Genomic DNA, 21,853 nt, shown 5'->3' on the forward strand with positions numbered 1-21,853 from the left:
GCCTGTGGAATGTGTATCGGCATTCCACAGGCTCTTTGTTTTGCGAGGATGTAATGCCCGCTGCAGTTGGAATGGTTGGAAGCGCGCCTCTGGTAGGCGGAATATGTGATGTATAACACACCTTGTAGAGTGAGATTTGACTTCGCTGCGTCATGACAATGAATTTCAGTGTGAGTGGCATATGTGCAGTGAAGCGTTGTAATCCTTGCTCTAGGAGGTAGAGATGGAAGGTCGTTTAGACGGCAAGGTAGTGATTATCACCGGGTCGGGTTCGGGGATGGGTGCCGCTATGGCGCGTCTGTTCGCGAAGGAAGGTGCCAAGATTGTCGGCGCTGACATCAACCTGGAACGTGCAGACGAGGTAGCGCACGACGTGCGTGAAGCTGGCGGAAGCATTGAAACCATCCGTACCGATGTGTCCAAGCTCGAGGATATTCAGGCCGTGTTTGCTTTGGCCAAGGAGAAATTTGGCGGTGTGGATGCCGTTGTCAACAATGCCGGCATTATGGACGACATGTCGCCGGTGGGGGAGATGAGTGACGAGATGTGGCGCCGTGTCTTCGCCATCAACACCGATAGCGTTATGTATGCGACTCGAGAGGCAATCAAGGAGTTCCTGCCTAAGAAGAGTGGCGTCATCCTTAATATTGCCTCGGTGGGTGGTACCAACGGCGGTCGTGCCGGTGCGGCCTACACGGCGGCTAAGCATGCAGTGGTTGGATTGACAGAAAACACCGCTTTTATGTATGAGAGGGAAGGGATTCGCGTCAATGCCATCGCCCCAGGCGGCATTAACACCAACATCTCGGAGTCGATGAAGAATGTCAATGAGTTTGGCATGAATCGGCAAAAGGCAGGCATGGCACTTATGCCTGGTGTGGGGTCGTCACAGTCCATTGCACAGGCTGCGTTGTTCCTGGTGAGTGACGAATCCGAGTTTGTCAATGGTGCCGTTGTGCCGGTAGACGGAGGATGGACCACATTCTAACGCGTCTCAACTGGTGAGCGCGTTACATCCCCTTAATCGAATTTATGTATGCTGTATCACATAGTGCTTGTTTATCCAGCGGAACCGTTTTGTCTGTTGGTCTCAGGGCACACCCATACCAACCCCAGCGAAAGTGGGCTTTATGAAGGAAGAACAAACCAAGACCGGTGAGTTGTCTCGGACGGCGCGCAGCAGTGCTCCGCTCATTGTGGCATTGATGGCCGGTTATTCGGTGGTGTACATGGATAAGAACATGATCTCCACCGCCATCATCCCTATTTCCAAGCAGTTCGGCCTCGACTCGAGCAAGACCGGCCTGATCATGTCGCTGTTCTTCCTGGGTTACTCGATCATGCAGATTCCGTGCGGCTGGCTGGCTGACCGGTTCGGCGCCAAGCGCGTGCTGATGACCTCCATGGTGGTCATCGCCGTATTCTCCTACTGCTTCGGCGCGGTGGGTAGTATTGCCGGGCTCGGAGCCGCAGGCAGCCTGGCCATGTTCATTGTTATTCGCTTCTTTGCCGGAATGGGGCATGGCGGCTACCCGCCAAGCTGCACCAAAGCGGTTTCGGAGAACTTCGAGCCCAGGCGCCGCACGTTCGTGCAGTCACTCATCCTTTCCACCTCCGGTATCGGCGGCATCCTGGCCTTCACCTTGGGCGCTCAGCTCATTTCCTACAACTGGCAGCTGGCCTATGTGTTGCTCGGCAGCCTCTACTTGGTCTCGTTCGTACTCATTGCGTTCTTCGTTCCCAAGGATTGTGGCACCAAGCCGGCTGTGAAGGCTGAAACACAGGATGCCCCCGCCAAGCTCGGGTTCCGTGACGTCATCACTAACCGCAATGTCATCGTGCTCTTCGTGGTCATGCTTCTGCTCAACGTGGTGCTTTATGGCAACATGTCTTGGCTGCCCAGCTACATCACCGCAACGTTCAAGCTGAGCGTGGGGCAGGCAGGATGGATCTTGGCCGGCAACTCGGTGTTCTCCACCATCGCCACCATCTTCTCCGGCTCTCTGCTCTCCAAGTTCTTCTTGGGGCGTGAGAAGAAGGCCATCACGTGGTCCGTCCTCATCGTGGCAGTGCTGCTGGTGCTCTTTGTCACCTCGCACAATTTGGTGCTCACCATCGTGCTCATGGTGTGCATCAGCATGCTCAGTACCCTTGCTTTCACCGGTGTGTTTACATGGCCTCACAAGATCATGGACGCGCAGGTCATCGGTTCGTCAATCGGCATCATCAACACCGGTGGCACCTTGGGAGGCTTCCTGGCTCCCATGATTATCGGTGCCTTGGTGACGGGGGGCAACTTCACTCCCGGGTTCCTGTTCATGGCGGGTGTCGGTGTGGCGGCTGCAGTCGTGGTGCAGCTCGTGCGCATCGAGAAATAACATGACGGGCTCGCCCTTGCGGCGGGCCCGCACTGATATGTGTGGTAATCAATCATTCACAACCCATTGACTCGTCGGGCCAATGGTATGAAAGGTGGCGGCCATGGCTGCAACACAAGACAAACAACGTATTATCGACATCGTCGATGAGAAAAAAGGCGAGTTCATCGAGGCTTCGGACCGCATCTGGGAAACCCCGGAGACCCGGTTCACTGTCCCCAAGTCGGTCGAGCAGCATTACAAAGTGCTGGAGAACGAAGGGTTCGAGATCACCAAGGGCGTGGCCGGTATGGATTACGCCTACATCGCCACGTACGGTTCGGGCAAGCCGGTCATCGGCATCACCGCGGAATACGATGCGCTCGACAATCTCAGCCAGGAGGCCGGCAACCCGCAGCGCAAGCCCGTGATAGACGGCGGGGCAGGTCAGGGCTGCGGCCACAACGTGCTGGGCACCGGTGCGCTTGGTGCCGCGGTGGCGCTCAAGACCCTCATGGAAGAGCGGAACCTGAAGGGCACGCTCAAGCTCTTCGGCTGCCCGGCCGAAGAAAGCGGCTACGGCAAGGCCTTCATGGCGCGCGACGGCGTGTTTGATGACGTGGACGCGGCGTTCACCTGGCACCCAGCGGACAATACCGCGGTGTGCGGCGGTTCGGGCCTGGCCGTCATGCAGGCGAACTTCGCTTTCAAGGGCGTCGCCTCCCACGCTGCGGCAGCGCCCGACCAGGGCCGTGACGCGCTCGACGCGGCCACGCTCATGACGGTGGGTGTGCAGTTCCTGCGCGAGCACATCATCGACGAGGCTCGCGTCCACTACGCCTACACCGACGCCGGCGGCGAGTCCGCCAACGTGGTGCACCCCTCGGCCAACCTGTACTTCTTCGTGCGTGCTCCCAAGCTTGATCAGGCCAAGGAAATCTACGACCGCGTGGTCAAGATCGCTGAGGGTGCGGCCATGATGACCGACACCGAGCTGAGCATCGACTTCGACTCGGCCTGTGCCAACTATGTGCCGAACCACCCGCTCAGTGAGGCGATGGACTTGAACCTCCGCTTGGCAGGCCCGCTCGAGATCACCGATGAGGAGCAGGACTTCGCTCGTTCCATCGCGGCAAGCAACGCCCCCGGCGCTACTGAGCGCATGGCTGCCCGGGCCAGGGAGGCCTTCCCCGGCAAGAGCGACGAGGAGATTGACCAGATGGCCCGCGCCGGCATCGTCACCGAGATTTTCCCGCTGACCTACCCCACGAGCACCAAAGGTCAGGCCTCCACCGACGTTGGCGACGTAAGCTGGTGCGCGCCCACGGCGCAGTATTACGGCGGTTTCGAGCCGCAGGGGGCCAGTGCGCACTCCTGGCAGTGGGTGGCCAACGGCCAGTCCAGCATCGCCCACAAGGGCTTGGTGCAGGCAGCCAAGACCATCGCGCTGACGGCCTACGACGCGCTGACCGATGCGGATCTGTTGGCAAAGGCCAAGGAAGCGTACGCTCAGGACTTCAAGGACGAGCAGTACAAGTCTGTGATTCCCGCCGACGTGCAGCCTCACGGGTGATGTGACTACTCGTATGGCTCTTCGTTGAGGGGCCGGTTGGGAGCCGGCTGAGAAACCGAATAAAGCGGCAGGTTGACTTATTTGTCAGCCTGCCGCTTGCGTTATGTGTGACTGATACGTGACTGATGTGTGGATGATGCGCGACTGATACATGACTGATTAAACAGTGACTGATTGAATCATGACTGATCGAATCGCGTCGGGTGGGAATTGTTATGCCGTCTCCAATTGCTGTTTGGGCAGGAGCACGGTGAGGGTAAACCACTGGTTCTGTGCTTTGATGGTGAGGGTGCCGCCATACTGTTCGGCGATGTGGCGTATGGACTTCACGCCGTAGCCGTGTGAATGGTGGTCGGCCTTGGTGGTGCGCAGGTTGCCTTTCCCATCCTTCTTCAGCTCGGTACGGTAGTAGTTCTCCACGCGAATGACCGTGAAATCGCCGTATGTGTAAAGCGCCAGTTTGATGAGACGGTGCTGCGGGTCGTCAAGCTTCGATGCCGCTTCGATGGCATTGTCCAAAGCGTTGCCGAATAGGGTGGCGATGTCCATGGAGCTCAATGTGTCAAGCAGCTTGCCGTCCGCAACGGTGGTGAAGGTGATGCCTTGACGATCGCACGCCTGCATCTTGGTGGTGAGAACCACGTCGAGTACCGGGTTGCCAGTGTGCTGCTGTGCGCTGTACTGGCGTACCGAATCCTCAAGTTGTTCGAACCCAGCCGCCACATGCTCGGGGTCGACTTCGGCTCGCAGTGCCGTTATCTGGTGTTTCAGGTCGTGAGAGATTCGCCCGAGTGACTCTATGTTTTCCTTGGACTGCAGGTATTCGCGGTGCTCGCTCTCACGCTCGGCATCAATGGAAGCCAGTTCGGCGCTGACCTGCTGCGCCCGCAGCTGCTCCTGCTGGGCGTAGAGCACGGCGTAGCCGCACAGATCCACCAGTGTGCGGATGTAGAACACCTCTTGTCCCATCGTGCCGGAGAAAGGCGTGTTTGTGGAAACGAAGCTCAGGTTGCTCATGGCAAAGGTGACGATGGTGATGGCGATGGCTCCGAATGTGGCGGAGAGCGTGGGATTGGTGGGGGCGGAACCGTCGAAGTTGCGGCGTTCCAACGTCCATGCCAGGATGAAACAGGTGAGATAAGTGACCACGAGCAGCACAGTGTTGAAGCCCATCAGGCGGTGGTCATGCAGGTTCACGCCCGCGAACATGGCTAGTTGCCAATGTAGCGAGGCCACCAGTTCCGCAAGTACGAACGCCCGGGCGGTGATATAACAGCCTTCGCGCAGTGCTGTTCCGGTGGCGAGCATGATGATCGTGTACATTACGGCGAACGCCAGCAGCATGCCGAACATCCAAAAGAGCGCCGGGGCGATGCCGTTGATGTATTGTACGGCGATGATGACAGGCAGACCCAAGGCGGCCACGGCAATGGTACGTGCCTTGGAAACCCTGCGGTTGATCACCAGCAGATAGACCATGCACGCCGCCCATTCGCTGAGGGCCGTGAATACGCGGGGAATGTCTGGCAGGGCGTTGGTGATGGTTTCGTTCATGGCAGCCTACTTGTTGGCGGTACCGCTGATGTAATCGGCTAGAGCGGCGACAAAGGCTTTCTTGCGCGGCCTGCTGATGCGCAGGCGCTCACCATTGCTCATCAGGCACTCCTGGTCTTCTATGCCGGCAACGTGGCGCATGTTGACCAGGTAGCAGGAGTTGGAACGGAAGAAGTCGTGCGGGCCGAGCTGTGCCTCCAGCTCCTTGAGTGTGGAGGTGATGGAGATCTTGCTGTTGGAATTGTGGATGATGATGTTGTGGCGTATGGATTCGATATAGAGAATCTCCCGCAGTTCCAAACGGGTCTGCTTCGATCCGGTTTCCACAAGGATGGAGTGGTGGCTGCGCCGGCGTGCTGCCTCAATGGACCGTTTTAGCTCCTGGCTGAAAGCAAACCAGGGTACCGGCTTGAGCAGATAGGAGAGAGCCTGGACCTCGTAGCCGTTGATGGCGTACTGGGCGGCGGCGGTGATGAAGATGATGGCCACCTCGTTGTCCACGTTGCGGATTGCTTTGGCGGCTTCCATACCGTTCATCTGCTTCATTTCGATGTCGAAGAGCAGAATGTCGTAGATGGGGCGGTATTGTTTGACGATTTTTGCTCCGTCGTCGAAGACGGAAACCGTGAAATGTTCATCGTTCTCGCGCTGGTAGCGATTGAGGTAGTCGAGCACCTGCTGGCAGGCTGCGGGGTCGTCTTCGATCACTGCGATTCTGATGTCGTGCACCACTCCTCCTTATCTCATCCGTTCGGCGCATTGGGTATCGGCGGCATTGAGGCGTTCATGATTGGACGTGATGCTGCAACGGTACGTTTATACAGTTTATTAGTAACCGTCTATTTATAGCACGATTACTCTTTATATATACCCATTGTAGGGGAAGATGTGCGTTGTATCACGATTATGCGCTCTTGGTGGAGCGTTGCTGATGTCAACTGTGGGCAGGCAACTGTCGGTTGAGAACTCTAGTCTGGAACACATGGATATGAATGTGATTATCGGCGTGGTCGTCGTAGCAGCGGTTGTTGTGGCGCTCATCGTGGCCGGTGTTGTTGCAAGTCGTACACGCAACAAACGTGCAGCCTCTTCTGGTAGCGGTACCGGCGGTGAAGGTGGGAACCGTGTCAGTGACGATGGCGGCACCGATGGTGGCTCTGAGGGTAGTGCGGAGGGTGACGAACCTGTTCGCAGTGAAACGAACCTGAAGCCAGGGGAAGAGACTGAACAAGACGGTGATCGTCCCGAGTCTGCCGGTTCACGCGCCACACGTCTCAAAGCCAAACTCGCCAAGTCGTCCAATCCGTTCGGCAAGGCGCTGTTCAACATTCTTGCCAAAGACAAACTTTCCGAGTCCGATTGGGAGGATGTCGAAGACACGTTGCTGCTGGCCGATGTCGGCAGCGAGGCGAGTGAGACCTTGGTTCAGGGGCTGCGCACCGACGCACGCGTGACCGGTACTGCCGATGCGGCTCAGGTACGAGAGGCGCTGCGCTCCAAGCTCGTGGAACAGGTCGATGCCATTTCCGGCGAGACCGTGACTCAGGCTGAGGGTGAGAGCGCTGCATCCGGAGCGGTGATTGCTCCCGATCGCGAGCTTAACGCCAACAAGCCCCAGGCTTCTCGCCCCAGCGTCATCATGATGGTGGGAGTCAACGGCACCGGCAAGACCACGACGGCCGGCAAGCTGGCACGCCTGTTTGTGGCACAGGGCAAATCGGTGATGTTGGCGGCTGCGGACACCTTCCGTGCTGCCGCTGCCGATCAGCTCGAGACCTGGGGTGCCAAGGTGAACGTGCCGGTGGTGCGCTCGCACAAAGAGGGGGGCGATCCGGCTTCCGTGGCGTTCGAAGCGTCACAGCGAGCCAAGGAGGAGAATGTCGATGTGCTCATCATCGACACAGCCGGACGGCTGCAGAACAAGTCGAACCTCATGGACGAACTGGGCAAGATTCGCCGGGTCACCGAGAAGAACCTGCCGGTGGATGAAGTGCTGCTGGTGCTTGACGCCACCACCGGCCAGAACGGCATGACCCAAGCCAAGGTGTTCGCTGAGGCGATTGGATTGACGGGCGTGGTGCTCTCCAAGCTCGACGGCTCGGCCAAGGGCGGCATTGTTATCTCGGTGCAGCGTGAACTCGGTGTGCCGGTCAAACTCGTCGGCTTGGGCGAAGGGCCGGACGATCTGGCTCCCTTCGATGCAGCAGGGTTCGTGGACGGCATCCTGGCCTGAAACGACCGCTGTGTGGATTGCGCCATCAACGTGTCGCACCACGTTTAGGCGTATCGTTACGTGGGCGTAACGGCGGCGTAATCGTGCGTAATGTGGCGTAATGCCGTCGTCATATGAGCGGCGTTCTATGGTTCCCATCCCGTAGCCGAGACTGAAGGGGAATCATATGAACAACGGAATCGATACCGGCAACGCCGCGTGGATGCTCATGGCGGCATCCATGGTGTTCCTGATGACACCCGCCGTGGCGTTCTTCTACGGCGGCATGGTGCGCCGCAAGGCCATCCTCAACATGCTGCTGCTCTCCGCCGGTGCTCTGGCGGTTGGCTCCATCGTCTGGGTGCTGTGGGGCTGGTCCATCGCCTACGCCGGCGACGATATCGGCGGTGTGTTCGGCTCTCCGGCCTCGGGCCTGCTGCTCAAGGACGCGGTGAGTGCCCAAGGCGACAGCGGGGCGCTGGGTGCCACCGAACTCAACGCCAACGGCCACTATCCGATCACCATCGACGTGGCCTTCCAGATGGCGTTCGCCATGATTGCGGTGGCGCTTATCTCCGGGGCGCTCGCCGAACGCATCAAATACACCACATGGCTGATCTTCGTGGCCTTGTGGGTAACGTTCGAATACTCGCCCATGGCACACATGGTATGGAACGGCGGCCTGCTGTCCGCCACCGGTGCCATCTCTGAGGCGCTGGGTGCGCCAGCGCATGATTTCGCTGGCGGCACGGTCATTCATATCAATGCCGCTGTGGCAGCGCTGATGATCGTACTGCTCACCGGCAAGCGCAAGGGGTTCGGCAAGCGCACCATGCGCCCGCACAACGTGCCGTTCGTGATGCTGGGTGCGTTCCTGCTGTGGTTCGGATGGTTCGGGTTCAATGCCGGTTCGGCGTTTGCGGCGAACGGCACCGCAGGGTACGCATGGGTGAGCACGTCGGTGGCGGCCGGTGCGGCCATGCTGGCATGGGGGTTCACCGAACGTGTGCGCACCGGTCATTACACCGCCATGGGCGCTGCCACGGGAATGGTGGCGGGACTGGTCGCCATCACTCCGGCAGCCGATGTGGTGGGGCCGTTGTGGGCCATCGTCATCGGCGCTGTGGCCGGGGTGCTCACATGCCTGGCGTGCGATGTGAAGTTCCGCTTGGGCTACGATGACTCCCTCGACGTGGTGGGCGTGCACGGCGTGGGCGGACTGGTCGGCACGGTGATGGTCGGTCTGTTTGCCCAAGGCACCGGTCTGTTCACAGGCGGATCGTGGCGGCAACTTGCGGTACAGGTGCTGGTGTCGCTGGTGGCGGTGCTGTATTCGGCGGCCGTGACGTGGGTCATCGCGTTTGCGCTGGAAAAGACGGTGGGTTGGCGCGTCAGTGAGGATGAGGAGCTGCTTGGCGTGGACGAGGCTCGCCACGGAGAGTTCGCCTACGGTCTGTTCGGGGGTCAACTTGCGGATGAAGTGTGAATGAGTAGCTATCCTTCCTGTGCTGGCTGGGTAATGAATGCCAGACGTAGGTAGGAAGGTGCTGTTGGTGCCGTCGTATGCGTTGCATGCGGCGGCACTGGCGTTTGGTCGTGCGGGGGAGTGAGTAGGGGGGCTAAGGTCGGCAAGTATCCGTGTGCGGGAGACTGCATGCGGATTTTGTTTTGTCTAATTATGAAGAAGTAATTCGTTATGGGCATAGTGAGATGTATCATAAATGTGTGATTGGTAACTATGTCAATACGTAATGCGGCACCAAACTCGGCAAATTGAAGCCGTGCTTGATGTAATGACGGCATTTTGTGCAAATTTATACCTGACATTTGTCTAGTATTGCGATATTCTTATTATCTGGCGTAAAGAAGGCGAATTCTTTTCATGCTAAAGCTAGGCAAATAATAGAAAACTGTACATACTCAGTACATGCTACGTGGCGCGCGGTGTGACTTTGCCTCCGGTACATGGCCATGCTGCACAGCCTGAGGGGCGACTGCCTATTGGCGCGAAATGCCATCGTGAGTCCCCTCGTATACAAGATTTCCCAATCAGTTTCAGGGAAAAGGAGAAATATCAATGAACATGCAATCACCATTGCGCAAGCTTGCAGGAGCGGCTGTAGCGGCCGCTTCCCTGCTGGCTCTCGGTGTGCCGGCCAGCGCGTTCGCTGCCGATGTCCCCGCGACGCCCAAGCCGATCGCCATCAGCGACTCCGGCAAGGAGACCATCGCGATCACCGGTATCAGCGCCGCAGTGAAGGGCCACAGTTTCAAGGCCGTGCGCGTAGGCGAATACGCCAACGCCGAAGGCACTGCCGACGGCAACCTCACCAACGTCGCCGTCACTACGGTAAGCGACTTCAACGAGGCCGCCACTTCTGCGTTCACCAGCGTTGCCGGAGCCGGTCTTGACCCCTCCTACGCGGGTAACCCGATCGGTGCGGTGTCGTCCAAGTGGCTCGGCTACGGCACCACCGGTGATGACACCACCTCAAACAGCGGCACCGCTTCCAACGCATGGGGCAAGAACGGCAAGCTGCGTGCCTTCGTCACCAACTTCTCGAAAGAGAAGGCCCTCACCTCCGCATTTGACAGCACCTCCAACGCCGAGGTGACCTCTGCGGAATCCGGTGCCAACACCACGGTGACGCTCACTGGCCTGAACCCCGGTGTCTATGTCGTCAAGGATGTCACCCCGACCTCGGGCGCAGGCAAGGCGGCGGATTACACCAACGCCATCCCCATGCTGGTGAGCACCGGAGTCACTTCCGGCAGCACGGTCTACAACAAGATCAACGGCACGGACCTGGGCGTGATCACGATGAAGAACGACACGGTGCCGTCCATCGTCAAGACGCTCGACTCCAGCAAAAGCAACGATGCCTCCATCGGCGGCAAGCTGCACTACCAGCTGAGCAGCAAGGTGCCGCTGACCACCGGCTTCGATCACTACATCTTCACCATGACCGATACCCCGAAGCAGGCGGGCCTGAGCTACAACAACGACGCGGTCGTGACGGTCGGCTCCCAGACGCTGTCCAAGAGCCAGTACAACGTCATCGTTGATACCGATGCCGCCAACAACACCAAATACGTGGTCTTCGACCTCTCCTCGAGCATCCGCAGCTTCACTTGGCAGGATAAGATCACCGTCACATACAGCATGACGGTCAACGACAATGCGCAGGGCGGTTCGCTCGGCAACGGCGTCACGCTGTCCTTCAGCAACGACTCGGACAAGCAGCCGACCTCAGACAAGCCGACCATCAGCGACGGCAGCAACGGCAGCACGGACAACGGCCTGGTCAACCCCAGCGATCCGGGCAACGGTTCGGTTGACACGGTCACCGACAAGCCAGATGCGGAGCATCCGAACGCGAACTCCACCGCATACCTGCGCTCCTTCACGCTGGCAAACAAGGACAAGACCAGCAGCGCTCCTCTGCAAGGCACCTTCCAGGTGAGCCAGGGCGACACCAAGGCCGCCGCTCCCATCAAGTTCCTCCAGCTCTCGGACGGCTCGTACAAGAAGGCCGCCGCTCAGGGTTCCCCCTCGGCCACGGCTGATCTGAAGCCCGCACAGGACGGCACGCTGAAGGTGGACGGTCTGTCTGACGGCACGTACACGGTCAACCAGACCGCGGCTCCTGCAGGCTACTCCGACATGTTCAAGCCCAGCTTCACCGTCACGCTTTCGGGCGACTCCAGCGATCCCACCATCTCCGTGGCAACGAACACCGGCGACATCTGGGGCTTGGTCGAGGAGCGCAAGACCGCTACGAACACCAATGACGGCACGAACGCCATCGTGGTCTTCAACGTCACCTCCATCTCCTCGCTGCCGATGACCGGCGGCGCCGGCGTACTGCTTGCAGTCGTCGTGGCGCTGCTTCTGCTGGTCGTCGCTGTGGCGCTGATGATTGTCAAGCGTCGTCAGGCGGCTACGCTCGCAGGATTGCGCTGAAACTAGGCATTTGAGGGAAGCGCATGACGGTTAGGCAATAAAACCGGATGAGCTTCCTGCTCTGCTTGGCGAACTCATATAGGCGGACGGTCTACTTCACGGTAGGCCGTCCGCTTTTGTATGGAAGGGTGTGGGGGAGCGGGATGTGCGCTGTGCTTCTCATCACTCTATAAAACAGCCAAAGAACTAGAATTTGTATAGCAAAGTGCGCGCTGTGATTGCTTCCACAAAGAATCAGTGAAGCACGTAACACGGTAAATATATTAAATCATCTGATTTGTTTAATATTCCTTTCTTCTTTTATAGGTAAATAGTGATATATTCGTAATTGTCTACGCAAGAAAGCTCACTCTTTGCTGAGGACTGATGTTTTTGACTAATAAAGAACGATGCTTTGCCTAAATAGCGGTCGGTATGACGCGAACGGTACACGGTAAGTCTGTGGATGCACCACAGCACGTCGCGCAATCATCTGTCGGCCTGCGATTCATGCACACGCGGGCATCGCATATTTCCCGATGAAGTGTTAGGGAAAAGGAGAAAGATGATGAGTATCCGATCAAGGTTCCGCAACATTGCGGCAGTGGCCGTAACGGCGGCCACCCTACTGGCTCTGGGGGTTCCGGCCAGTGCATATGCGGCTGATGGCGGCGAGTCCGCTTCCGCGCCCGTCGCCTTTTCGGACGACAACAAGGTGGCCATCGCCATTACCGGCACAAGCGCGGCGGTCAAAAACCACGTGTTCAAGGCTGTGCGCATCGGTGACTATGCCAGTGCCGACGGCGTTGCCTCCACCGGCACACTCAACCATGTGGCGGTCACCACCGAACCGACGCTCGTGTACGCCGCCCAAGCGGCAAGTGACGGCATTGATGCCGATGCAAGCTATGACGACAATCCGGTGGGAGCAGTGGCTGCCACATGGCTCGGTTTTGCGGCGCCCGGCAGCGAGGACACCATTTCGAACAGTGGCACGGACAAAGACGCGTGGGGCAAAGACTGTACGCAAGCCAGCGATGGCGAGGAGTGCGAGACCGGTGGCCTGCGCCGGTTCGTCACGCGGCTGATTCGGCAGCGGGACTTCAAGGCCGCCATCAAGGACACCGCCGCAGCGCCCGTGACGTTCACCGACGCCGGTGCCAACAGCACCGCCACGATCGCAGGTCTGGCTCCCGGCATCTACGTGGTGGAAGACACCACGGGGACGCAGCCCGACGAGACCCATACCAACTCGATTCCGATGCTGGTGAGCACAGGCATCACCTCCACTGCAGGGGTGAGCTACGGGAACATCAATGGGCAGCCCCTGGGCACCATCAATATGAAGAACGACGCAAAGCCCACCATCACCAAACAGCTGGACACCTCCAAACACAACGATGCCTCCATCGGCGGCACACTGCACTATGTCATCACAACCCAGGTGCCGCTGACCACCGGTTTCAGCGAGTACATCTTCGCCATCACCGATACGCCCAAGCAGCCCGGCCTGACCTACAACAGCGATGACACCACGGTGACCATCGGCGGCAAGGTCATGCAGGAGGGAATCGACTATCAAATCGATTTCGACGGTGCCGCCAATGACGGCAAGGGATATGTCACCTTCAACCTCTCGTATGGCATTTGCACCAAGGTATGGCACGATCCGATCAAGATCGAGTACAGCATGACCGTCAACGATCAGGCTCAGCCCGGTGCGCTGCAGAACGGCGTCACGCTGGCCTTCAGCAATGACAGCGCCCATCAGTCCAGCGGCACTGGCGAAATCGACGGCGAGACCGGTCAGATTAACACGGATCCAGTCAGCGAGAACGGTTCCTTTGAGACCGTCACCAACGACCCGAGTTCGACCCCCACTGCCTACTACCGCTCGTTCACCTTGGTCAACAAGGACAAGGCTACGGAAACGCCGATTCCCGGTGGCCCGCAGGGCGCCACGTTCCAAGTGAGCTCCAAGGGCGGCAAGCTCATCAGGTTCCGGCAGCTGGCTCCGGGCTCCTACCGGAAGGTCGTCGATCAGTCGGATGACAGCGGGGATGGCGAAACCTCCACCACCGTCAACCTGCAGGCTAACAGTCAGGGACAGCTCACGGTAGACGGACTGGGTGAGCAGGCCTATGATGTGGCGCAGACCGAAGTTCCGGCCGGGTACGCCGCATCGTTCAAGCCATCCTTCGAGGTCACGCTGTCCGGCAACGGCGCTGACGGGCAGGTGTCCAACACCGGCGACATATGGGGTCTGGTCGAGGCGCATCGGGTACCGGTGGCTGCCGACACCGCCATCGTGGTGCACAACGTCACCGCTGTGTCCCAGCTGCCGTTGACCGGTGGTGCCGGTGTGGCGCTCGCGGTTGCGGTCGCAGTGCTGCTGCTGATGGTCGCGGTGTCGCTCATGATGTTCAAGCGTCGTCAGGAGGCTGCGGCGGGGATACGCTGATGGCGCGACGCTTGGCTTTGATGTAGGCCTCTTTAATTGGCTGAAACAGTACAGGCTCCGTTCTGCAATCGCAGAACGGAGCCTGTAGTGTATGTGCTGGTATCAACTAGTTACTAATAACTGTCAGCTGTCAATGACGATTAGTGCAACAGCCGTCGGTGCAGCCACAATGCCAATCCCAAGAATGCAAGCGCGATGGCCGCTCCTGCAATGGCGAGGCCGAGAGCTGTGGTACTCGCTCCGGTAATCGGCAATCTGCTGAGGGGAGGTGCTGCGTAGGTGAACTGTTGGATGATCGGGGGTTGCGCGTCGCCGTTGGACCAACTTATGGTCATGTCGGTGGTGCCGCCGTGATAGGCCGGCGTGGTGACCTGCCATACCTGCTTGGCGTTGTTCCAGGCCAGGCCGACGCCTGGCTTGGCGGTGCTGCCGGTGCCGAACGTGACCGCGGTGACGGTGACGAGCGGCAGGCTGACGGTGACGGGCGTGCTGCTGCTGTCGGTGGTGCCGTTGCCCAGCTGGCCGTTCCCGTTGTACCCGAAGGCATGGGTGGTGCCTTCGTCGTCGATGTAATAGGAGGCACAATCGTTGATATCTATGTCTACGGCCTTTACCGGCTGTCCCAGACTGTCGTCGACTGCGGTGGGTGTGCTGTTGGGTCGGGTGGTGCCGTTGCCCAGCTGCCCGTACTGGTTGTTGGAACCCCAAGAATACAGGGTGCCGTCGGCACTGCGGGCAAGGGCGAATCCCCGGTTGGCTTTGACGGTGGTGAAGGAGGCTCCTCCGGCCTGGACCCGCACCGGAGTGGGCTGGTCAACGGTGGTGCCGTCGCCCAGGGCACCGTTGCTGGAGAAGGTGTTGCCGCTTGCGGTGGTAGTGCCGCTGTTCTTGCCCCAAGCCCATACGGTGCCGTCGCTTGCTATGGCGAAAGCGTCGTTGTAACCTGCGCTGATGGACGTGAAGGTCATCCCCGATGGTGTGTTGACTTTGGTGGGGATGAGGGCAGTGCCTGTGTATTGACCGTTGCCGAGCTGCCCGTTGGTATTCGATCCCCACGAATAGATGAGGCCGTCGTCACCCAGTCCCAAGGCGAAGTTGCCGCCGGCGCTCACCTGGGTGAACCGGACGCCGGAGGGTTGAACGACTCTGACGGGGGCTGACCGGTTGATGGTGGTGCCGTCGCCCAAGGTGCCCACGCCGCCGGCTTCATCGCTTCTTGAGGCTTGGTTGTTGTTATTGCCCCAAGCCCATGTGGCGCCGTCCGAGCTGATGGCGAGCGAATACTCGTTGTTGCAGTACGTAGGGTCGCTGATGGAGACGGTGTTGAAGTGCACTCCGGCCGGTGTGGTGACTTTGCTCGGGGTGCTGAGGTTTCCGGAAGCTCCTGAGATGCCGGTGATGCCGCCTTCGGCGTAACCCCAGCTGTAGAGGTTGCCGTCGGAGGCTTTGGCGGTGGCGCTGCATGCTCCGGCGGCAAGTTTGGTGAAGGTGGTGCCTGCTGGCGTCTTGGTGGGCGTGGGAAGTATGCTCCCGTTGGAGTCGACTTTACCGTTGCCGAGTTGGCCGAGGTGGTTGAGACCCCACCCGTAGGTTTTCCCGGTGGTGCTCCGCACCAATGAGTAGTACCCGCTGGAGCTGATTTGCAGGAACTTGCTGTTATGCGGCGGGGTGATGCCGACTCGCGTGCCGCCGCTGGCCGGGCCTCGCGTCGGGTCGGCGCTGAATGCACCCCACATGGCGGTGATGGTGATGTTCCCGGTGACGGGTTTGTTGAAGTCGTAGGGGGTGGTGCCGTCCAGGGTCCAACCGTTGAACAGGGCGTTCTCTTTGGTGGGAGTGGTGCTCGGCCATGTGGGGGTGCTGCCCTTGAGGACCTGTTGGCTGGCTGGTGGTGCGCTGCCGCCTGCGGTGTTGAATGTGACCGTATATGACGGTGTGAACGTGTAGGTGTAGGGGATGGTGACCGCGGGCTGCGGCACGTCGGCATTGGTCCAGTTGACCGTCATGGACACGGTGCCTGCCGGGTGTTTCGGGCTGTGGACGATCCAATGGCCGTCGGCCTCATGGAAGCCGAGGTCGATTCCTGCGGTGGTATCGAAGGTGACGGAGGTGACCTTTGCGTTGATGGAGTTGATCCTGAGCGGGACATTGCTGTTGGTAGTGTTCGAGGTACCGAGCTGACCGTAGCCGTTGCTGCCCCAAGCGTATAGCTCACCGTTGGTGGCGAGGGCGAGCGTATGCATGTTGCCGCCTGCCATGATGCCGGTGACGCTGAGGCTCCTTTGGACTCGCTGCGGCACGCTGCTGTTGTCGTTGGTGCCAATGCCCAGCTGCCCGGAGGTGTTGTATCCCCATGCGTAGAGGGTGCCGTCCTTGGTTCTGGCCATGGAGTGGTTGCCTCCGGCGGCGATGTCGGTGACGGTGGCTGCTCCCGGGATGGTGACCTCGACCGGCGAGTTCTGGTTGGCGGTGGTGCCGTTGCCCACTTGACCTATGGTGTTGTATCCCCACGCGTAGATGCGCCCGGTCGAGGTGAGGAGAAGATTGTGATAGTTGCCGGCTGCGATGGACTTGATGCTGGGGTTGCCGGGGATGGTGATGGGTTTGGGGCTGTTGTTGCCGTGGACGGTGCCGTTGCCGAGTTGTCCGTAGGTGTTGTCTCCCCATGTCAGGACGTTCCCGGTGTCGGTGAGGGCGAGGTTGTGGTAGAAGCCGGCTGCGATGGACTTGATGGTCTGCTTGCCGGGGATGGCGACTGCTTTGGGTCTGCTCTGAACGGCGAGGCTGGTGGTGCCGTTGCCCAATTGGCCGTAGTCGTTGTCTCCCCATGTGTACAGGGTGCCGTCGTTCGTCAGCGCCATGGACATATAGCCTTTGGCGCTGACGGCCTTGAAGGTGAGACCTGCGGGGGTGATGTCGGTGGGTCTGGTGCTGTTGCTGGTGGTGCCGTTGCCCAGTTCGCCATGGGAGTTCGATCCCCACGCATAGATGTGCCCGGTGTCGGTGAGGGCGAGACTGTGGTAGAAGCCGGCTGCGATGGACTTGATGGTCGGGTTGCTTGGGATGGAGATGGGTGTGGGCGTGGTCTGATTGGCGCTGCCAGAGGTGCCGTTTCCTAGTTGCCCGTAGTTGTTGCCGCCCCACGTGTAGAGGCGGTTGTTGGCGGTGAGCGCTATGGAATGTATGGCGCCGGTGGCGAGCTGTGTGATGGTGCCGCTGATATGCGGCGTGAGGTTGATTCTGGTGCCGCCTTGGTCCGGGCCGGAGGTGTTGTCAGCGGTGAAGGCGGGTTGATCGTCGTCTTGCGCGTGTGGGGCGGGTGAAGGGTCGGTGGTGCCGTTGCTGTCGTTGTCGGCATGGCCGATTTTGGTGGAGGCGTCGCTGTCGGCATCGATTGGGTCGTCGCTGCCAAGGGTGGCGTCGGTCTTGTCGTTGTGGTCTGTTGTGCTGTCCTTGCCGGTGCCATCGGTGGGTTTGCTGCCGCCAGCGGTGAGTGTGGATTCGGGCTGCGTGCCGAGTGCTGGCTGGTTGGGGGAGGTGCTGTTCTGCGGCGATGAGGGCAGGGGCTGACCGGAGGTGGTGTTGGTGGAGTCGGCATTGCCGGAGCCGTGCGTGGAAGGCATTGCGCTCTTAGTACTGTTTGATGTTGCGCTCGGTGAGGCGAGATGCGTTTCGGTGGCGTCCGCGCTGGGGGCTGTGACGGTCAGGATGGCGGTGCATATGGCCGCGGTGAAGAAGGCGGTTGCATGTGAAGAGCGGCGTGTATGCTTCGGAGAGGATGAACGATTATCGGTACTGTGTCTCATGTGCGGTTTCTGTATGGTCTTTTTCTGGTATGGAGATTTTCAACCACAGTGTCTAGTGCTTGCCAATCTTGTGTCTAGTTTCTGCGTATAGAGGCAATATAGAGTAGTGCATAAACGTCAGATAAGATGCATTCTTCTTCGCAATAAGTGCATAGTGCGCTATTCTGTCTAAATAAATTTGCAAACAATGATGGGTGTCACAGTCAAGTGGTTTTTATTTAGTCATCCTGAAAAAGATGTTCTAATTTGCTGACTTGCAGATGTGCGGCATATAACGTTCGGTATTTCGCGCAGTGCGATATGCCCTGCGCACATTAGACTGAGCGGCATGGGCAAGAAGCATAGGGACAGAAACTGGGCGCCGCTGCCGCCGCCGCTGCCGCAGGGTGTCACGGTAGTGGACAATCACACGCATGTGGCGTCGGTGCCTCCGTTTGTAGAGGAACTCAGCCGTCAGGCCGTGGAACGCGGGCAGGGCGAGGTGACGGTGCCTACGGTGGACGAGCTGCTCGACCAAGCCGCGTCCGTGGGGGTGGAGGGCGTCATCGATGTGGGTTGCGAGCTGCCGAACCTGGGCACCGCCGTGCGCATGGCACTCGACCATCCCGGCCGGGTCCACGCCGCCTTGGCCATCCATCCCAACGAATCCGTGCTGCATGGGCACCGCGGTGCCGCCGGGCCCGACGGGCTGCCGGTGACGTACCGGCCGTGGCATGAGACCAGTTTTGACGACGCACTGGCCGAAGTTGAACGCCTGGCTCGCGCTCACCCGCGCGAGGTGGTGGCCATAGGCGAGACCGGCATGGATCTGTTCCGCACAGGTGAGGCTGCCAAGGAACTGCAGCGCGAAGCGTTCCGTGCGCACATTGCTCTGGCCAAGGAACTCGACCTGCCCATGCAGATTCATGACCGTGACGCCCATGCCGAGGTCATTGAGACCTTACTGGCCGACGGCGCACCCGAGCGCACCGTGTTTCACAGCTACTCGGGAGACACCGCCATGGCGCAGGTGGCGCGGGAGCACGGATGGTACCTGAGCTTTTCCGGTACGTCCGGGTTCAAAGGCAACGGTGAGATCGCGGCATCGGCGGCCGTGGTGGGACTTGACCACATCATGGTGGAGACCGATGCCCCCTACCTCACGCCCATGCCCTACCGCGGGCGACCCAATGCCCCCTACATGATTCCCTACACGCTCCAGGCCTTGGCCGATGCGCTGGACGTGCCGTTGGTGCAGGTGGCGCAGGCCACGCGCGACACCACACGTGCGGTGTATGGAGTGTAGCCTACGGACGGGCGCATGTCTGTCAATGTATTCGTGCTGCGCATGCGCTATGTTTTGTGCGGGAATCTGTCTGTGATGTGGGCGGCTGCGACTGCATGGTGACCGCGTATTTGGTGTTCTGCGGTGAATGGGTCTACACTGGCGCTTTGGTTTGAAGTTTACATGCCCGGGCACGGGCGCTAGGGAACGCGACGCGGAGCAGGGTTCCGCTGTGGAGGCAAGCATGGCTGGGTCAGGGAAAGCGGAACCATCATCAACCGGAGGGCAGACGGCCCGTAAAACGCAGGGCGGCGCCAACAAGGCGATGTCTGAGACCGAGGCGGAGGTCCGAGCCGCGAAGGCGGAGAAAGAGGCGCTGCTGCGCGCCGACACCTTTACCAACGCTCCCAAAGTCTCCCGGTCCACGCTCACGCTCGAGGAGCGTGAGGAGCTCGACAAGCAGGAGAAGGCCGAGCAGGAAGAGGCACAGAAACTCTCCAAGGCTGCGCGCACGCCCATCAGCCGGTGGTGGCGGCGCGTGCAGTCAGGGCCGGACAAGGTGAGTGCCGGCATGGCCATCGTGGCTCTTGGCGTGGTGTATGGCGACATCGGCACCTCGCCCCTGTACACGGCGCAGACCTTCCTCGCCGGGCAGGGCGGCTTGGGCAACATCGACCGGCAGGCTGTGCTGGGGTTGCTCAGTCTGGTGTTCTGGTCCATTACGCTCATCACCACCGTCAAATACGTGTTTGTGGCCATGCGCATCGACAACAAGGGTGAGGGCGGCATCTTCGCGCTCTTCTCGCTCATACGCCACTATGGCAAGTGGCTTGTCATCCCGGCCATGCTCGGCGGTGCTGCCTTCCTGGCGGATTCCGTGCTCACCCCTGCGGTCTCCATTTCCTCTGCGGTCGAAGGTCTGAAGACCATACCCGTCCTCGAGCCGATGTTCAGGGAGAACGGCAGCCTTTCCCTGATGATTACCGTCGTCATCATCGTCATCCTCTTCGCGGTGCAGTCGCGCGGCACCGAACGCATCGGCAAGGTCTTCGGTTCGGTCACCCTCGTCTGGTTCACCTTCCTGGCCCTCACGGGCATCGCGAACCTGCACGGTGACTGGAGTGTATTCCAGGCCATCAACCCCGTCTATGGCATCCGCTTCCTCTTCAGTGGCAACAACGTGGCCGGGATTACGCTGATGGGCACCGTCTTCCTGTCCACCACCGGCGCCGAAGCGCTCTACTCCGACATGGGGCATGTGGGTCGAGGCAACATCTACTTCACATGGCCGTTCATCTTCGTGGCGCTCGTGTTCAATTACTTCGGGCAGGGTGCGTGGATGTTGCGCAACCAAGGCAACCCGGCGCTCGTGAACATGGCGGGAGGGGTGAACCCGTTCTTCCAGATGATGGGGCCGGGACTGCGCCCCGTCGCGGTCATACTGTCCGTGGCGGCCGGTGTCATCGCCTCTCAGGCACTCATCACCGGTGCCTTCACCATGGTCTCCGAGGCCACGCGCCTGAACTGGATGCCGCACCTGCAAGTGCACTATCCCGCGCGTACCCGCGGTCAGCTCTACATCCCGGCCGTCAACCTGGTGCTGTGCGTGGCCACGCTGGCGGTGCTCGCCATCTTCAAGGATTCCGAACATATCTCGGCGGCCTACGGTCTGGCGCTCACCATCACCATGATTACCACCACGGTGCTGCTCACCGTCTACCTGTGGTACTCGCGCCACAAGCTTTCCGCGGTCGTCTTCTTCGTCGTCTTCATTGCCATACAGACTATGTTCTTCGTGGCGTCCATGGCCAAATTCCTGCGCGGCGGCTGGTTCACCATGCTGCTCACCGCCATGATTCTGCTCATCATGATCACCTGGAACGACGGCACGAAGATCGAGCGCAGCCAACGCCGGCACATGAAGCAGCGGGACTTCGAGCCGGTGCTGCACAAGCTGCATGACGACTTCCGCATTCCTTATTTCGCCGACAATCTCGTCTACCTCACCTCCGATCCGGACATGCGCCGGCTCGACACCGACATCTTCTTCTCGATCTTCGCCGACCACCCCAAGCGGGCGCGCGCCTGGTGGGCGGTCTCCGTGCAGACCACGGACGAACCGTTCACCCGTGAATATTCAGTTGAGAACTTCGGTACGGATTACATTTTCCGTGTGCGCATTCGCCTCGGGTTCAAGGTGTCCCAGTCCATTCCCGCCTATATTCACCAGGTGATGCATGATTTGTCTGCCACCGGCGAGTTGCCTCAGCAGAAGTCCGTTTATCCCAAGGTCGATGCCGATCCCGACATTGGCACCGTGCGTTACGTGCTGCTGCATAAGGCGCTTATGCCCGAGTCGAAAATCAGTGCACGTGAGGCGTTCTCCCTCAAGGCCAAATATACGATTCGCCATGTGGCCGGGTCTCCGGTCAAGTGGTTTGGTTTGGCGCCGTACAACCCGGTTATTGAAACGCAGCCGCTTTTCGTCTCCACCCGTCGTCCGCCTCGTTTGAAGCGGCGTGGGCTCAAGCAGCGTTCTGCGTCGGAGGACTGAGTGTAGCCGGACTGGTCTGGGGACAGTGTCGGGATGGCTTGGCCGGCACGCGCGAGCCCGTAGCTACGCATAGGAGATGGTGCGGTTTCCCGTGGGTGGCGAGTTGTGGCTATGCCGTGCTTGTGCTTG

Annotated in this window: 12 protein-coding genes; 9 read left to right on the forward strand and 3 right to left on the reverse strand. The window is 59.8% G+C overall.

What is annotated here, in order from left to right:
* The first annotated feature begins 223 nt into the window (after positions 1 to 223).
* The 3 genes from AC3B5A_RS07250 to AC3B5A_RS07260 all read left to right on the forward strand — a co-directional run bounded on the left by AC3B5A_RS07250 (position 224) and on the right by AC3B5A_RS07260 (position 3,930).
* A complete protein-coding gene (locus AC3B5A_RS07250; protein WP_489800002.1) occupies positions 224 to 988 on the forward strand; it encodes an SDR family oxidoreductase in 765 nt (254 codons plus the stop codon).
* 142 nt (positions 989 to 1,130) lie between these two features.
* On the forward strand, positions 1,131 to 2,378 hold the full coding sequence (locus AC3B5A_RS07255; RefSeq protein ID WP_489800003.1) for an MFS transporter: 1,248 nt from the start codon (positions 1,131 to 1,133) through the stop codon (positions 2,376 to 2,378).
* Between the two features lie 103 nt (positions 2,379 to 2,481).
* A complete protein-coding gene (locus AC3B5A_RS07260; RefSeq protein ID WP_489760340.1) occupies positions 2,482 to 3,930 on the forward strand; it encodes an amidohydrolase in 1,449 nt (482 codons plus the stop codon).
* Positions 3,931 to 4,143: 213 nt separating this feature from the next.
* On the opposite strand, the gene AC3B5A_RS07265 is transcribed toward AC3B5A_RS07260, so the two are convergent.
* Both AC3B5A_RS07265 and AC3B5A_RS07270 read right to left on the reverse strand, forming a co-directional pair.
* Complete coding sequence (locus AC3B5A_RS07265) at positions 4,144 to 5,484, reverse strand: GHKL domain-containing protein (RefSeq protein WP_489760339.1); 1,341 nt, start codon at positions 5,482 to 5,484, stop codon at positions 4,144 to 4,146.
* Positions 5,485 to 5,490: 6 nt separating this feature from the next.
* Positions 5,491 to 6,213: a LytR/AlgR family response regulator transcription factor gene (locus AC3B5A_RS07270; RefSeq protein ID WP_489760338.1), complete on the reverse strand. Its 723-nt coding sequence runs from the start codon at positions 6,211 to 6,213 to the stop codon at positions 5,491 to 5,493.
* Positions 6,214 to 6,472: 259 nt separating this feature from the next.
* On the opposite strand from AC3B5A_RS07270, the gene ftsY reads away from it, so the two are divergent.
* The 4 genes from ftsY (at position 6,473) to AC3B5A_RS07290 (ending at position 14,100) form a co-directional block, all read left to right on the forward strand.
* Positions 6,473 to 7,717: a signal recognition particle-docking protein FtsY gene (gene ftsY, locus AC3B5A_RS07275; protein ID WP_489800036.1), complete on the forward strand. Its 1,245-nt coding sequence runs from the start codon at positions 6,473 to 6,475 to the stop codon at positions 7,715 to 7,717.
* 166 nt (positions 7,718 to 7,883) lie between these two features.
* Positions 7,884 to 9,182 (forward strand): ammonium transporter, encoded by a 1,299-nt coding sequence (locus tag AC3B5A_RS07280; protein ID WP_489800004.1) that lies wholly within the window; start codon positions 7,884 to 7,886, stop codon positions 9,180 to 9,182.
* Between the two features lie 591 nt (positions 9,183 to 9,773).
* Positions 9,774 to 11,660, forward strand: a complete 1,887-nt coding sequence (locus tag AC3B5A_RS07285) for an isopeptide-forming domain-containing fimbrial protein (RefSeq protein ID WP_489760335.1) — start codon at positions 9,774 to 9,776, stop codon at positions 11,658 to 11,660.
* Between the two features lie 544 nt (positions 11,661 to 12,204).
* Positions 12,205 to 14,100 carry an isopeptide-forming domain-containing fimbrial protein gene (locus AC3B5A_RS07290; RefSeq protein WP_489800005.1) on the forward strand — a complete coding sequence of 632 codons (1,896 nt, stop codon included), beginning with the start codon at positions 12,205 to 12,207 and terminating at the stop codon, positions 14,098 to 14,100.
* A gap of 140 nt (positions 14,101 to 14,240) precedes the next feature.
* On the opposite strand, the gene AC3B5A_RS07295 is transcribed toward AC3B5A_RS07290, so the two are convergent.
* On the reverse strand, positions 14,241 to 17,906 hold the full coding sequence (locus tag AC3B5A_RS07295) for an RCC1 domain-containing protein (protein WP_489800006.1): 3,666 nt from the start codon (positions 17,904 to 17,906) through the stop codon (positions 14,241 to 14,243).
* A gap of 328 nt (positions 17,907 to 18,234) precedes the next feature.
* Here AC3B5A_RS07295 and AC3B5A_RS07300 point away from each other — a divergent pair, with 328 nt between their 5' ends.
* A complete protein-coding gene (locus AC3B5A_RS07300) occupies positions 18,235 to 19,191 on the forward strand; it encodes a TatD family hydrolase (RefSeq protein ID WP_489800007.1) in 957 nt (318 codons plus the stop codon).
* Positions 19,192 to 19,495: 304 nt separating this feature from the next.
* Positions 19,496 to 21,724 (forward strand): KUP/HAK/KT family potassium transporter, encoded by a 2,229-nt coding sequence (locus AC3B5A_RS07305; RefSeq protein WP_489800037.1) that lies wholly within the window; start codon positions 19,496 to 19,498, stop codon positions 21,722 to 21,724.
* The last annotated feature ends 129 nt before the right edge of the window (positions 21,725 to 21,853 follow it).

It is taken from the genome of Bifidobacterium sp. ESL1133 (assembly GCF_058107325.1).